Source organism: Pseudomonas sp. PVC-5-1 (assembly GCF_057444345.1).
The window spans coordinates 4,107,204-4,121,200 of record NZ_CM172024.1; the positions used below are offsets into that span (position 1 = coordinate 4,107,204).

Sequence of the window (13,997 nt, forward strand, 5' to 3'; positions counted from 1 at the left end):
CATTTCGGTGACCGTCGAAAATCCGACGAAAACGCGTCCGTGCGGCTTTACAACAAAAGCCGTGCCAATCAGGCCTGAATATCAAACAACAGGCTATTGGCATCCCTCAGGTTTTCCGCCAGTTTCAGCGCTACTTCGGAGGGCAGCTGACGGATGACTTCGCCGCTTTGGCGGGCTATGACCTTGACCACCACCTGACCGGTGGAGTCATCGATCGAAAAGTCGAGTTGTCGCTCTGAAGCCTTGACGAAGTCCTGGATGGCGCTGACCGCGCTTTCCAGGTCTTGCCGGGCTGCAGGCTTGGAATCTTTGTCGACCGGCTCGTTGGCTGCCGGGTCGCTTGCTTGCCGCTTGCTCGTCGTAGTGTCGTGCGCAGCGGAGGCGGGATAGGACAGGCCCAGTTTCACGCTCATATCCATGTCTTACACCTCTTTTTACTGGAAAGACGAAAGGGTACGTCACCGTACCCTTCGTCAAACTACTCAGCTTTTGGTATTAGCCCAGCAGTTTCAGCACCGACGACGGCAGCTGGTTGGCCTGGGACAGGATCGCGGTGGAAGCCTGTTGCAGGGTTTGCTGCTTGGTCAGCTCGGCGGTTTCCGAAGCGAAGTCGGCGTCCTGTACACGGCTGCGGGCAGCGGTGGAGTTTTCCGAGATGCTGTTCAGGTTGGCTACGGTGCTGTCGAAGCGGTTTTGAACGGCACCCAGCTGGGCGCGCTGGCTGTCGACCTGGGCAATGGCAGCGTCCAGAGCCTGAATTGCAACTTGGGAAGACTTGGCATCGGTGATGCTCAAGTTGGAAACAGTTGTTTCCATAGTTACTGCTTTAGCACCAGTTTTCCCTGTCAAACCGAGCGCCGCCAAACCGGTACCGGCACTACCATCCGCAATAGTAATGTCCTTATCAGAGAACAACGACAAGCTACCATCATCAGCAAGGCTTGCAGTTACGCCAGTGCTAGCGCTATTGATCGCAGAAACAACGTTCTGTGCAGTCGAGCCAGCGGCAAATTTAACCTCGACACCATTAAGGTTGATCGAGGTATCTGCATTAGTTTTAGCTTCCGACGTACCAGCAGTGAGGCCCAACTGAGCAAGCGAACCACCAGTATTGTTAGCCAGTTTGACATCACTACCGTCTTTCGAAGTAATGCTCAATCGGCCATCCGCATCAAAGGCGGCAGATGCAATGCCATCAGCTCCAGTGATTTGAGCCAGGACAGAGGTCACAGTTGCGCCAGTGGTCCAAGTGACATCAGTGCCATTGACTTTCAGAGAGCCAGCCGAGCCCAACGTTGCAGTTGCAGAGTTCGCGGAAGTGACTGTATTAGTAGTAGCTGCGGTAAGACCAATATCGGCGACATCCGCACCTGCCACAACGATATCCGACGACGAGCTCAAGGTCAGCTTATTAGCGGTGTCATCCCAAGATGCAGAAACGCCTGCGCCCAAATCGTTGATCGCCTTGGCAACATCCGCACCTTTTGCAGAAGCAGCCAGAGTCAGCGCTTTACCATTAATGCTGATGTCTTCTGTACCGGTGATAGTCGATGCCCCTCCGCTATTGAGAGTTGCAACAGCCGCACCAGTAACAGCCGCGCCAGCCTTATTGCCTAACGCAGTAGCAGTCAAACCAGCCAGTGGGCCACTAGCTACGCTTGCTTCGCTGTAAGCCCCCTTCAAACCAGTCGAGCTAATGTCAGTCATACCAAACGAAATAGTTTCGTTAGCGCTTGCACCAATTTGGAAACCAACGTTCTGGAACGAACCGTCCAGAATGTTACGGCCACCGAAAGTGGTGGTGTTTGCAATACGAGTCAACTCACCCGAAAGCGCAGTGAATTCCTGCTGCAGGGAAGTACGGTCGTCATCGCTGTTCGAGCCGTTAGCCGACTGCAGGGCCAGTTCACGCATACGCTGCAGAATGCTGGTCGATTCCTGCATCGCGCCTTCAGCGGTCTGGGCGATGGAGATGCCGTCGTTGGCGTTCTTCACGGCAACGCTCAGGCCTTTGATCTGGCTGGTCAGACGGTTGGCGATCTGCAGGCCAGCGGCGTCGTCTTTGGCGCTGTTGATTTTCAGGCCAGAGGACAGGCGGGACATCGAGGTACCCAGCGCGTCGGAAGCACGGTTCAGGTTCTTCTGAACGCCCAAGGAGGTGATGTTGGTGTTAACGGTCAAAGCCATGACGAATTCCTCGTTGTATGGATACTGCGGCTTCCGGCCCTGGCGACAGCCGGGTGTGGCCTAGAGAACCTTCGTAATAGTTATCGTCGGGTGCGCAGGTTGCTTGAGGGCGTTTTTGAAAAAAAAATGCTGGCATGGGGCCAGCCCTGAGAAATCAAGGGGTTAAGGGCGGTTTATTGGCGTCAAAAACTGTGCGGGAGTAGGCCAAATGCCATATCAGGAGCATCACCCCGCCCTGTGGGAGCGGGCGCGCCCGCGAAGAAGGCAACGCGATGGATGGCACCGGCTTCGCCGGTGTTCGCGGGCATGCCCGCTCCCACAGAAACCGCGTGACGGCCTCGATTTTCTTTCGAGCATCAAAAAAGCGCCGGGCGGTGGCCGCCGGGCGCTTTTTCTGGACTGCTGGGGGATCAGTCGCGGTACAGGATGGCCGAGCCCCACGACAAGCCCACGCCAAAGCCGCTGATCGCCACGCGCTTCCAGCTGCCGTCGAGCATGTGCTTCTGCAGCAGCAGCGGCACGCTGGAAGAAACGGTGTTGCCGGTTTCCAGCATGTCCTTGACGAACTTTTCCGGATGGTTCTCTTCGAAACGGCGGGCCACGGCATCGACAATCGCCGCACTGCCCTGGTGTATGCAGAAGGCATCGATATCCGACGACTTCAGGCCGCTGGCATCCAGCAGCTCGTGCAGATGCGCCGGCACCTTGACCAGGGCAAAGTTGAACACCTGGCGGCCGTTCATGAAGAACTTGCCATCACTCACCTTGAGGTGCTCGGCACCGGAACCGTCGGTACCGAAGCGCGCCTGGCCCAGGTTCCAGACCGCGTTTTCACCCATCCAGGTAGCCGTGGCGGCATCACCGAACAACATGGTGGTGTTGCGGTCTTCCGGGTCGACGATCTTCGAATACGGGTCGGCGGTGATCAGCAGGCCGTTCTTCAGCCCCGCCGCTTCCATGAAGCCCTTGATGGCATACAAGCCGTACACGTAGCCGGAGCAGCCCAGCGACACGTCGAACGCCGCCACGCGGGTAGACAGGCCGAGCTTGCTCTGGACGATGGCGGCAGTGTGCGGCAGGCCTTCTTCGTCACCGTTCTGGGTGACCACGATCAGCGCATCGATCGATTGCGGGTCGAGGTCGGGATTGCTGGCGAACAGCGCCTGGGCGGCTTCCACGCACAGGTCCGAGGTTTCCTGCTCGGCGGCCTTGCGCGGCAGGAACGATGCGCCGATCTTGCCGAACATGAACTCTTCGTCCTTGCCGAACTTCGCACCCTGGACATAGTTGTCCAGGCCAGCGGTGGGCACGTAACTCGCGATGCTTTTGATGCCAATCATTCTGGCTTCCCAATGAAAACAGCCAAAGACCACCACTCGATGAATTGAGGGCGCCAAATACCGGAACGTCACCGCTGGGGGTTGAAGGCAGTGCTCGCCTGCGCACCGGTAACAAAATGCTGCAACAGCTGTTGCATAGAATACAGGGAAGATGACCGTTTTGACTCATTGGTCACATTGAAATGCTACGAAAGCCGTGTGGAAGGTGTGGGGACTGTGGAATTCGGGAGTGACCAAGCGGACACAACACCTGCGGGGTAGGCCTTCTGTAGCGTAAATCGGCAAAAAGCATCCCACAGGTAGGTGGGGTCCTGAAACCTGCTCGACACCTGTGGGAGCGGGTTCACCCGCGAAGCAGGCGACGCGGTGGATGGCACCGGCTCCTGCGCCGGTGTTTGCGGGTAAAACCCACAGGGATCGCGCCAGCTTCCAGAAATTGAGCAGGGCAGCAGCGCCCACTAGGGCGAGCGCTCCAGCCTGCCAGGCGCCCGATCAGATCTTGTCGAACAGGCTCAGCTGTGAAATACGCGCAAACGCCAGCTGCGAGGCTTCGAGCATGGCCTGCTGCAGCGTCAGCTGGATGGTCGCCGAAGCCATGTCGGTATCGCCGATAGCACTTTGCGTGCTTTTGTTGGCCAAGCCCAGGCTTTCGTTCTCCTGCGCCTGAATTTCCAGCGAGTTGGCCCGCGCACCGATGGAGCCACGGGTAATGTCGATGCGGTCACGGGCACTGGCCAGGTTGGAGATCGCCGAGTCGGTGGCAGTTTTCAGCGCAGCCTGCGCCTCTGGCGAGTCAAGGGGCTTTTCCAGGGCACTGCGCAGCTGACCCAGGGTGTCCAGCACGTTCTGTGAGCGGTGGGTATTGGCATTGACCGAGAACTGGTCACCCTGGGCTGGTGCGCTGTCGAACTGGTAGGTAACGCCGGCCACCGTGATCGCATTGCCCGCTCCTAGTGTACCGGAGGCAATAGGCTTGCTATCGGCAGAGTACGGCTGCGCATACAGCGAATACTCCGTATCACTGGTGAAGCGGATCACCGCACCGTTGCTCGGGAAGGTGCTGCGGTAGGCATCAGGGTCAGTGATACTGGTACCGGTTACCTGCGCGGTCGATGGGTTACCAGCGCTGCGGGTGGCAGTCAGGGTGTCTGGCTTGGCTTCGAGGGTGAAAACGTGGCCCGCCACCACGGCGTCGGCATCATCGCCCTCCGCCAGGTTCAGGTTGATTTCGAAGTCGACGCCCCGCAGCGAAATCATCTTGCCGCCTTCGGTGTTGACGTCGAACTTGCCCTTGCCCGCCGTTTCGGTGGTGATGTCGTTGCCGGCTGCGTCCTTCACGCTGTACTCGGTGGCACTGGTGAATGTGACGGTATAAGGCTGGCCAGCAGCAAACTGGTTGCTGTAGGTGGTGGCCGACGTCAGCAGGCCGCCAGAGAGCAGCACCTTGCCATCATCCGGCGACGGTGCCACCAGGTTCGATTGGGTGCGGCTGTTGTTGGTGGCCTGGTCGAAAATGCTGTAGCCGGTGTCGTTGGTCGCCAGGCGCAGGGTGTCGGACACCTGCAGGCTCAGCTGGGTCTGGTCGCCCTGGTAGCTGTAGGTGCCGTCGGCGTTGCGCACATAGGGTGGGGTCGACGACTTGGAGCCGCCGAACATGTAGTCGCCGTTGGCGTCGCGCGAGTTCAGCAGACCGAAGACATTGGCTTCGATTTCCTTGATCTCACTGGCAATCGAGGTACGGTCGGCATCGCTCAGGCCACCGTTGCCGGCCTGGATCGCCAACTCGCTGGCGCGCTGCAGGGCATCGTTGATGGTCGACAGCACGCTCTCTTCCTGCAACAGGGCGTTCTTGACTGTGGTCATGTTGCCGCTGTACTGGTCCAGCAAGGCGCTCTGTTGCTGCAACACCAGCAGGCGCGCAGCGCCGACCGGGTCGTCGCCGGCCGACTGGATGCGCGACTTGGAGGTAACCTGTTCGGTGATCTTGGCCAGGTTGGAGTAGTTCTGCGAGTAGCCGGTGGCGCTGGTCTCGTAGAACTGAGCAGTGGAAATGCGCACGGTAGTCTACTCCTTACAAGGCGTTGATCAGGGTGCTGAAGGTTTCTTGCGCCGCCTTGATGATCTGCGACGACGCCGTGTAGTAGTGCTGGAACTTCACCAGGCTGGCCGCCTCATCATCGAGGTTGACGCCCGACACCGCACTTCGGCTTTCGGCGGCGGACTTGAACACCGCCTGGGTCGCCGTGGTATCGATGGCGGCCTGGCTGGCCTTGGCCCCTACCCGCTCGACCAGCGAGGCATAGGCCGAGGTGAAGCTGGTGCCGGTGCCGGAGTTGGTGCCCACGGTCGACTTGGTCTGCAGGTCCAGCAGTGCGTTGGCGTTGCGGTTGTCGGCCTTGCCGTCGGCATTGAACGACAGGGTGAAGCTGTCGTTGGTAGCCGGGCTGCCGCCAATGGTGGTTTCCACGGCAAAGGTACTCGGATTGCCGCTGCCATCGAGAATCGGGTTACCGGACGCATCACGCATCGGCACGGCGATCGACAGCTTGTTGTCCTGCCCTGGCACCACGCTGCCGGTACCAATCTGGGTGCCCTTGGCATCGTACAGCTTGTAGCCCTGGGAGCCGCCACTGGCCGCGTCGAACACCACGCGCACCGGCATCGAGTCGCGAATCGATTGCTGGATCAGCGCAGTGTCGGCCCCACCGTAGATGTCCAGTGATTCGCCCAGCGTCGGCTGGGTGATGGTGCCGGTACCACTGTTGCCGCTGCCCGCCGTGGCACTGACCGGGCCGGCAAAAGCCAGCTTGTTGGCATCGGTGAGGGTGGTGGTGATGCTACCGGCTGCCGAACGGGTGGGGATCACCTTGAAGCTGTCCCCAGCCGCCAGGCCGCCGCCATTCAGCGACAGGCTGAAGCCGTCGATCACTGGTGCCGGGTCGGCGCTGAGGTCGAAGGTGCCCATGTCGGTGCCGTCGGAGCGGCGCACGCTGTACTGATTGGCGCTAGTGAACTTCACCTCGTAGTCGTAGGTGCTCAGCGCGCCACTGTCGGCAATGGTCACGTTGAGGTTGCCAGAGCCGGCACTGTTGTTCGACGAGGCCAGGCTGCGCTGGGCAACGGCGGTGGCACTGTTGATGCTGGAGAACAGCGAGCTGCCGAACTGGCCGTTTGCATCCAGGCCCTGGCCCAACTGGCTGTTGATGCTGTCGGCAACCACCAGGGCGACCCGACCGAGCTCGTTCATCGATGGTGTCAGCACATCCTGGCGATAGCGCAAAAGGCCGCCGATGGTGCCACCAGTGATCACCGAGGTCACATCGGAGCTGAACGATTCATAGTTGATGCGCAGGCTGGCCTGGCTCTTGTCGGCGGCGCCGGGCTGCACCGACAGGGTGTTGGCCTTGTTGCCAGTGACCAGCGACTGGCCGCTGCCCAGGTATACGTCGTAGTTTCCGTCACGCTCCTGCACCGTCACACCGACCAGCTCGTTGAGCTGGCGCACGGCTTCGCTGCGTGCGTCCAGCAGGCTGTTGGGCGTGTTGCCGGTAGCGCTGGCGGCGGCGATCTGCTTGTTGTACTCGGCGATGCTGCCGGTGAGCTTGTTGACCTGCCCCGCCAGCGTATCGAGCTGGGAGTTGATCACCTCGTTCTGCTGGCTCAGCTGGGTGGACACCGCATTGAAACGGTTGCTCAAGGTCTGCGCCTGGGTCAGCAGCAGCTGCCGCGAGGCAACATCACCAGGCTTGGCCGATGCGGTCTGCAGGGCCGAGAAGAATGCGGTAAGGACCGAACTGATGCCGGTGTCACGGTCGGCCAGCAGCTTGTCGACGCTGGTGATCTGGTCCTGGAAGGCGACCGAGTCGGCCTGCAGCGAGGTGGCGGTCTGCAACTGGTTGTCCAGATAGGCGCTGTAGATGCGGCGCACATCCGACAGCGTGGTACCGGTGCCCAAAAAGCCCGCGCCGATGTTGTGCGAAGGGCCCGCTGCCTGGATCGTCTGCTGGCGCGAATAGCCACTGGTCGCAGCGTTGGCGATGTTGTTACTGGTGACCGACAATGCCGCCTGGCTGGCACTCAGGCCACTCAGGCCGATGGAAATCAGGCTCGACATGATTTAGTCCTTTTATAGATTCGTGGTTCTGCCAGCCATGGCGTATTGCGGGGTTGCTTGCATTTGCCGGGCAATGCTGATGATTTTTTTCGCATAGCCCGGGTCGGTCGCATAACCTGCCTTTTGCAGCTCTCTTGCAAACTGCTCAGGGTTATCGGCCGAATTCAGGGCATCTTGATAGCGGGAATTGCTCTGCAACAGGCTTACCAGGTCGTGGAAGCTGTCCTGGTATGAGTCGTAGCTGCGGAATGCAGCCGTTTCCTTGACGAACTGGCCGTCACGGAACTCGCTGGTGATCGCCCGCGCTTGCTCGCCCTGCCAGTTGCCGGTGGCCTTGATGCCGAACAGGTTGTGGCTGCTGCTGCCATCGGTATTGCGCATTACCGATTTGCCCCAGCCGGTTTCCAGAGCGGCCTGGGCCACCAGGTAGCGCGGGTCGATACCAATGCGTTTGGCAGCCTGCTCGGCCATCGGCAGCATGGTGGCGACGAACTCGTCACTGTCGGCAAAGGCCTTGTTCGGGGCCAGTGGCGGTTGGGCCACGGCGCGGCCAAGTATGCGCAGGCCGTTGTCCGGCACGGCGAAGGCCTGGGCTACCTGCTGACCGTCACGGGCCGGCACGGCAGCGCTGTTAGCGGTGGCCGCCGACGGCACGATGCCGGCCAGCAGGCGGTCGGTGAGTTTGCTCGGCAACGCCAGTCGCCGCGCATTGAGCGCGGCAACATCGTTGCGGCCAGACGCCGAATCAGCGGCATGCGCCGGCTCCGCCACCTTGCTGCCCCACAATGCCGGGCCACTGGCATCGGCCCGTGGGAACGGGCTGGTGTTGATGGACGCACTACGGCCTTTGGTCAACTGGCGTACCAGCACATCCTGCAGGCCAATACCTCCACCTTCGCGGGACATGCTCACGGCCAACTGCTGGTCGTACATGTCGCGGTACTGCTTCACCGTTTCGGTGTTCATCGGGTTGTCGTCGGCCAGCACGTCACTGGCCTTGCGCGAGGCCTTGAGCATTTCGCTGATGAACAGCGATTCGAACTCCTGGGCCACCTTGCGCACGTTGGCTTCGCTGTCGCGGTCACCCACCTTCAGCGAGCTGAGGCGGTTGAGGTCGGTGTAGGCGCCGCTGTCGACGCTACCTGAAACCAGGCTTTTGCTGTTCATCCGCACCGTCCTCAGATCACGATCAGGTCGGCCTGCAACGCGCCGGCCTGTTTCAGGGCTTCGAGGATGGCCATCAGGTCGCTGGGCGCTGCGCCCACCTGGTTCACCGCGCGGACGATTTCATCCAGCGTGGTGCCCGGGCCGAACTTGAACATCGGCTTGGCTTCCTGCTCGGCATTGACCCGCGAGCGCGGCACCACGGCGGTCTGGCCGTTGGAGAACGGCCCCGGCTGGCTGACGATCGGGTCTTCGGTAATGGTCACGGTCAGGCTGCCGTGGGTCACCGCGGCCGGCGACACCTTGACGTTCTGGCCGATGACGATGGTGCCGGTACGCGAGTTGATGATGACCTTGGCGACCGCCTGGCCCGGGTCGATCTCGAGGTTCTCGAGGATCGACAGGTAGTCCACGCGCTGGCTAGGGTCCATCGGCGCAGTGACACGCACCGAACCGCCGTCCACGGCCTGGGCCACGCCCGGGCCGAGCAGGTCGTTGACCTTGTCGACGATGCGCTTGGCGGTGGTGAAGTCGGGGCGGTTGAGGTTCAGGGTGAGGCTGTTGCCCTGGTTGAAGCCGCTCGGCACCGCACGCTCGACGGTAGCACCGCCAGGGATGCGACCAGCTGACGGAACGTTGACGGTGATCTTCGAACCGTCACGGCCCTCGGCATCGAAGCCGCCCACCACCAGGTTGCCCTGGGCCACGGCATAGACGTTGCCATCGATACCCTTGAGCGGGGTCATCAGCAGGCTGCCACCGCGCAGGCTCTTGGAGTTACCAATCGAGGACACGGTAATGTCCACCACCTGGCCTGGCTTGGCGAACGCTGGCAGGTCGGCATGCACCGACACTGCTGCAACGTTTTTCAGCTGCACGTTACCGGAGCCGGCCGGCACCTTGATGCCGAACTGCGACAGCATGTTGTTGAAGGTCTGCAGGGTGAATGGCGTCTGGGTGGTCTGGTCACCCGTGCCGTTGAGCCCCACCACCAGGCCGTAACCGATCAGCTGGTTGGAGCGCACGCCAGAAATGCTGGCGATGTCCTTCAGGCGCTCGGCCTGGGCGCCAAAAGCACAGGACAGGAGCAGGGTTGCGGCAATCAGCTGCCTCACGTTGAACATGGTCATCCGTACTCAGAAAGGCCAAAGCGGGCTGATGAAGAAGCGGTCCAGCCACCCGGGCTGGCTGGCATCGGCGAACGAGCCGGTACCGGAATAGGTGATGCGCGCGTCGGCCACACGGGTGGACGGCACGGTGTTGTCGGTGGCGATGTCGTCGGCGCGGATCATGCCGGCAATGCGCACCAGCTCTTCGCCGGTGTTCAGGGTCAGCCACTTCTCTCCGCGCACGGCGATGATGCCGTTGGGCAGCACTTCGGCCACGGTCACGGTGATGGAACCGGTCAGGGTGTTGCCCTGGGTGGCCTTGCTGTCGCCCTTGGTGGCGCGCTCGCCGCTGTAGCCGGCCTCCAGCGACAGGTCACCGCTGCCGAACGGGTTGTTGGTGCTCGGCGTGCTGCCGAACAATGACGTCAGGCCGATGTTGGCGTTGCTGTTTTTCTGAATCTGCGAGCCGGCGTTCTTGCTGGCCGATGTGCGCTCGTTGAGGGTGATGGTGATGATGTCACCCACCCGGAACGCCTTGCGGTCGCTGTACAGGTTCTGCTCGAAACCGGCCTGGTAGATCGAACCGTTGTTGGCCGCTGCCGGCAACGGGGTGCGCGGCAGTACCGGCGCGTAGTACGGGTCGTTGGGCTTGGGCGTCGGCGCGACGCAGCCTGCCAGCAACACCGCCCCCCCCAGGGCGAAAACGGACAACAGACGATTCATGACGCTTACCTCACGGGTGCAACGGAGTGACGGGGTTAGAGCTGCCTGCTTCAGAGCTGTTGAGTAACGAACGACAGCATCTGGTCAGCCGTGGAAATGACCTTGGAGTTCATCTCGTAGGCACGCTGGGTGGTGATCATGTTCACCAACTCTTCCACGGTGCTGACGTTGGAGTTTTCCAGGGTCTGCTGCAGGGTGGTGCCGAACCCGTTCAGGCCCGGGGTGCCAACCTGCGGCGCGCCACTGGCAGCGGTCTCGAGGAAAAGGTTGTCGCCAATCGCCTGCAGGCCCGCCGGGTTGATGAAGTCGGCGGTCTGGATGTTGCCGATCACCTGCGCAGCCGGATTGCCGGCGGTGGTGATCGACACCGTGCCGTCCTGGCCGACGGTGAAGGTCTGCGCGTCGTTCGGCACGACGATGGCAGGCTCCAGCGCGTAACCGTTGGCGGTGACGATCTGGCCGTCGGAGTTCAGGTGGAAGGTACCGTCACGGGTATACGAAACTGTGCCGTCCGGTTGCAGGATCTGGAAGAAGCCACGGCCGTTGACCGCCATGTCCAGCGGGTTTTCGGTGGTCTGCAGGCTGCCGGCAACGAAACTTTTCTGGGTGCCGACAATACGCACACCGGTACCGACCTGCAGGCCCGAGGGCAGCTCGCTATCCTGCGTAGACTGGGCGCCAGGCTGACGGCGGATCTGGTACAGCAGGTCCTGGAACTCGGCGCGGTCACGTTTGAAACCAGTGGTCGAAACGTTGGCCAGGTTGTTGGAAATGACCGTCAGGTTGGTGTCCTGGGCGGACAGGCCGGTTTTAGCGACCCAAAGAGCCGGAAGCATGTTGATTCTCCTCGTGCGCCTGTTTTACGGCACCCGTTCAAAAGTGATTAGCCGATTTGCAAAACCCGAGCCATGGCTTCGTCGCCTTCCTTGGCCGTATTCATCATCTTGACGTGCAGTTCGAACTGACGGGACAGCGCCAGCACCGAGGTCATTTCCTCGACGGCATTGACGTTGCTGCCTTCCAGGAAACCCGACACCACCCGCACGTTGACGTCGGCGTCGGCCGGCTGACCGTCGCGGGTATGGATCAAGCCGTCCAGGCCCTTGGTCAGGCCTTTGGTGTCTGGGTTGACCAGCTTGATGCGGTCGACCTCGGCCATCACCCGCGGGTCTTCACCCATGGAGCGAATGCTGATGGTGCCGTCGGCGCCCACTTCCACCTTCTGCTCCGGCGGAATGGCGATCGGGCCACCATTACCGATCACCGGCATGCCATTGCCGGCACGCAGCACGCCAAGGGCATCGATGTTCAAGCTGCCGGTACGCACGTAGGCTTCGCTGCCATCGGGCGCCTGCACGGCAATGAACCCCTTGCCGGTCACCGCCACATCCAGGTCGCGGCCGGTCTCGACCATTGGGCCCTCACTGAAGTCGGTGGCCGGGCGTTCGGTCATGGCAAAGGCGCGCGACGGAAAGCTGTCGCCGAACACCGGCATCGAACGTGCCTGCTCCAGGTCACGCTGGAAACCGTTGGTGGAAATGTTCGCCAGGTTGTTGGCGTGGGCCTTCTGTGCCAGCGCGTTCTGGCTGGCGCCGGTCATGGCCACATAAAGCAGTTTGTCCACAGCATCTCCTCTGCGCGTAGCTGCCGCGCTGTCACTGCGCAGGTCAAAGCAATAATCGAACCAACTCTGAAAGCCCTTGTTTACAGGGGGTTCAGCATAGTGAGGGGCAATAAACGTCAGTTTGTCGGCGGATGTTTGCCGCCTGCGGCAAGGGTTTGCTTAGAAGGTGCGGCAAGCGGCGTTGTTGTAGGGACCGGAATGGCGCACCCAGCCTTCGCCCGGACTGCTGGCCGAGCACATGTAGCGACCGGTGGCCAGGCTTTGCCATTGGTAGAACGGGGCGGGAGCGGCCGCGAGCGGCAGGGCCATGGTCAACAGGATTGTGAGCATTAGCCGTTTCATGCGTTGGGACCTCGAGAATTTGGGGCCGCTTTGCGGCCCCAATGACCATCAGGCCATCTGGATGATGGTCTGCATGATGGTGCTTTCGGTGGAGATGGTCTTGGCGTTGGCCTGATAGTTGCTCTGTGCCTTGATCAGGTTGACCAGCTCGCCGGTCAGGTCGACGTTGGAGTCTTCCAGCGCACCGCCACTGATCTGGCCAAGAGTACCCGTGTCCGGAGCGCCGATTACCGGCACACCCGAGGCGTAGGACTCTTGCCAGCTGGTACCGCCAATCGGCGTCAGGCCCTGCAGGTTGGCGAAGTTGGCGATGGCCACCTGGCCGATTACCTTGTCCTGGCCGTTGGTGAAGTTGGCGAACATGTTGCCGCTTTGATCGATGGTCAGGCCCGACAGCTCACCGGTAGCGAAGCCGTCCTGGCTCTTGGCGGTGGTGGCGCTTGCCGCGTTGTACTGAGTGGTGCCGAGCATGTCCAGGTTCACCCCGGCCAGGTTGGCAGTGGCGCCGTTCGGGCTCCATACGCCGGCAGCGTTCTTCTGCGCCGGGATCCAGTTGCCCAGGGTGAAGGTCTTGTCGGCAGCGATGGTCATGCCACCGGCTACCGGGCCTGCGGTCATGGCCGCGGTGTCCAGGGTGCCGTCAGACTTGAACGGCAGCTTGTTGGTCAGTGGCGTGGTCAAGGTCGGGTCGGCCGGGTTACGCCCATCGATGGTGGTGTACATGGTCCAGGAGTTGCTGCTGGCATCCTTGACGAAGTACTGGTTCAACTGGTGCGCGTTACCCTGGCTGTCGTAAACGTCGGTGTTGAATGTGTAGTTGTAGCTGCCGGTATTGGTGGGATCGAACGGCGTCACGGCCGGCGCGGTGGCACTGGAGTTCAGGTTGACGTTCTCGGAGATTTTTCCGGTCGGATTGGGCGTCAGGTTCGAGGTATCGATCTGCAGGTTGGTCAGCACGCCCTGCATGATCTTGCCATTGGCATCCACTGCATAACCTTGCAGGTTGGCGCCCGACGAGTTGACCACGTAACCATCCTTGTCGCTGTAGAACGCACCGGCACGGGTGTAGATCTTCGAACCGCCGTCGCTCATCACGAAGAAGCCGTTGCCATCGATGGCCATGTCCAAGGCCTGGCCGGTGCCGTTGATATTGCCCGGGGAGAACATCTGCGACACCGCAGCAGTCTTCACACCAGTGCCCACCACGGTCTTGCCGGCGCTGGTGCCGCGAATGGAGTTGGAATACTGGTCGGCGAATTCGGCACGCGACGATTTGAAGCCGGTGGTGGCAACGTTGGCAATGTTGTTGCCGGTAACGTTCAGGGCCTTGTTCGCTGCATAGAGGCCGCTAAGGCCGGTATTGAAAGACATGTGTAACTCCTGTCGTTTTGCTC

The 13,997-nt window shown here is 61.2% G+C and carries 12 protein-coding genes; all 12 read right to left on the reverse strand.

Annotated features, from left to right (window positions below; all coding sequences use genetic code 11):
- Nucleotides 1-68: 68 nt before the first annotated feature.
- The gene (locus tag AC2T3R_RS18840) at nucleotides 69-419 is read right to left on the reverse strand and encodes a flagellar protein FlaG (protein ID WP_169774815.1); all 351 of its coding nucleotides are present in this window, start codon (nucleotides 417-419) and stop codon (nucleotides 69-71) included.
- A gap of 76 nt (nucleotides 420-495) precedes the next feature.
- Nucleotides 496-2,187 (reverse strand): flagellin N-terminal helical domain-containing protein, encoded by a 1,692-nt coding sequence (locus AC2T3R_RS18845; protein WP_486744102.1) that lies wholly within the window; start codon nucleotides 2,185-2,187, stop codon nucleotides 496-498.
- Nucleotides 2,188-2,597: 410 nt separating this feature from the next.
- Complete coding sequence (locus AC2T3R_RS18850) at nucleotides 2,598-3,527, reverse strand: ketoacyl-ACP synthase III (protein WP_023661003.1); 930 nt, start codon at nucleotides 3,525-3,527, stop codon at nucleotides 2,598-2,600.
- Between the two features lie 492 nt (nucleotides 3,528-4,019).
- Nucleotides 4,020-5,585: a flagellar hook-associated protein 3 gene (locus tag AC2T3R_RS18855; RefSeq protein ID WP_247727097.1), complete on the reverse strand. Its 1,566-nt coding sequence runs from the start codon at nucleotides 5,583-5,585 to the stop codon at nucleotides 4,020-4,022.
- A gap of 13 nt (nucleotides 5,586-5,598) precedes the next feature.
- A complete protein-coding gene (gene flgK / locus AC2T3R_RS18860; protein ID WP_486744103.1) occupies nucleotides 5,599-7,641 on the reverse strand; it encodes a flagellar hook-associated protein FlgK in 2,043 nt (680 codons plus the stop codon).
- Nucleotides 7,642-7,653: 12 nt separating this feature from the next.
- Nucleotides 7,654-8,808 (reverse strand): flagellar assembly peptidoglycan hydrolase FlgJ, encoded by a 1,155-nt coding sequence (flgJ, locus tag AC2T3R_RS18865; RefSeq protein WP_013973618.1) that lies wholly within the window; start codon nucleotides 8,806-8,808, stop codon nucleotides 7,654-7,656.
- Between the two features lie 11 nt (nucleotides 8,809-8,819).
- Nucleotides 8,820-9,929, reverse strand: coding sequence for a flagellar basal body P-ring protein FlgI (locus AC2T3R_RS18870; protein WP_015271237.1), 1,110 nt, complete (start codon nucleotides 9,927-9,929; stop codon nucleotides 8,820-8,822).
- Between the two features lie 12 nt (nucleotides 9,930-9,941).
- A complete protein-coding gene (flgH, locus tag AC2T3R_RS18875; protein WP_013973620.1) occupies nucleotides 9,942-10,637 on the reverse strand; it encodes a flagellar basal body L-ring protein FlgH in 696 nt (231 codons plus the stop codon).
- Nucleotides 10,638-10,687: 50 nt separating this feature from the next.
- On the reverse strand, nucleotides 10,688-11,473 hold the full coding sequence (flgG, locus tag AC2T3R_RS18880; protein WP_013973621.1) for a flagellar basal-body rod protein FlgG: 786 nt from the start codon (nucleotides 11,471-11,473) through the stop codon (nucleotides 10,688-10,690).
- A 47-nt stretch (nucleotides 11,474-11,520) separates the two neighbouring features.
- Nucleotides 11,521-12,261: a flagellar basal-body rod protein FlgF gene (flgF, locus tag AC2T3R_RS18885; protein ID WP_013973622.1), complete on the reverse strand. Its 741-nt coding sequence runs from the start codon at nucleotides 12,259-12,261 to the stop codon at nucleotides 11,521-11,523.
- Between the two features lie 159 nt (nucleotides 12,262-12,420).
- Nucleotides 12,421-12,591 (reverse strand): hypothetical protein, encoded by a 171-nt coding sequence (locus AC2T3R_RS18890; protein ID WP_013973623.1) that lies wholly within the window; start codon nucleotides 12,589-12,591, stop codon nucleotides 12,421-12,423.
- A gap of 60 nt (nucleotides 12,592-12,651) precedes the next feature.
- On the reverse strand, nucleotides 12,652-13,974 hold the full coding sequence (flgE, locus tag AC2T3R_RS18895; protein ID WP_023661398.1) for a flagellar hook protein FlgE: 1,323 nt from the start codon (nucleotides 13,972-13,974) through the stop codon (nucleotides 12,652-12,654).
- Nucleotides 13,975-13,997: the final 23 nt, after the last annotated feature.

Coding starts and splice junctions, on each gene's coding strand:
- AC2T3R_RS18840 (WP_169774815.1), bottom strand. CDS start 419: ATGGATATGAGCGTGAAACTGGGCCTGTCCTATCCCGCCTCCGCTGCG.
- AC2T3R_RS18845 (WP_486744102.1), bottom strand. CDS start 2,187: ATGGCTTTGACCGTTAACACCAACATCACCTCCTTGGGCGTTCAGAAG.
- AC2T3R_RS18850 (WP_023661003.1), bottom strand. CDS start 3,527: ATGATTGGCATCAAAAGCATCGCGAGTTACGTGCCCACCGCTGGCCTG.
- flgK (WP_486744103.1), bottom strand. CDS start 7,641: ATGTCGAGCCTGATTTCCATCGGCCTGAGTGGCCTGAGTGCCAGCCAG.
- flgJ (WP_013973618.1), bottom strand. CDS start 8,808: ATGAACAGCAAAAGCCTGGTTTCAGGTAGCGTCGACAGCGGCGCCTAC.
- AC2T3R_RS18870 (WP_015271237.1), bottom strand. CDS start 9,929: ATGTTCAACGTGAGGCAGCTGATTGCCGCAACCCTGCTCCTGTCCTGT.
- flgH (WP_013973620.1), bottom strand. CDS start 10,637: ATGAATCGTCTGTTGTCCGTTTTCGCCCTGGGGGGGGCGGTGTTGCTG.
- flgG (WP_013973621.1), bottom strand. CDS start 11,473: ATGCTTCCGGCTCTTTGGGTCGCTAAAACCGGCCTGTCCGCCCAGGAC.
- AC2T3R_RS18890 (WP_013973623.1), bottom strand. CDS start 12,591: ATGCTCACAATCCTGTTGACCATGGCCCTGCCGCTCGCGGCCGCTCCC.
- flgE (WP_023661398.1), bottom strand. CDS start 13,974: ATGTCTTTCAATACCGGCCTTAGCGGCCTCTATGCAGCGAACAAGGCC.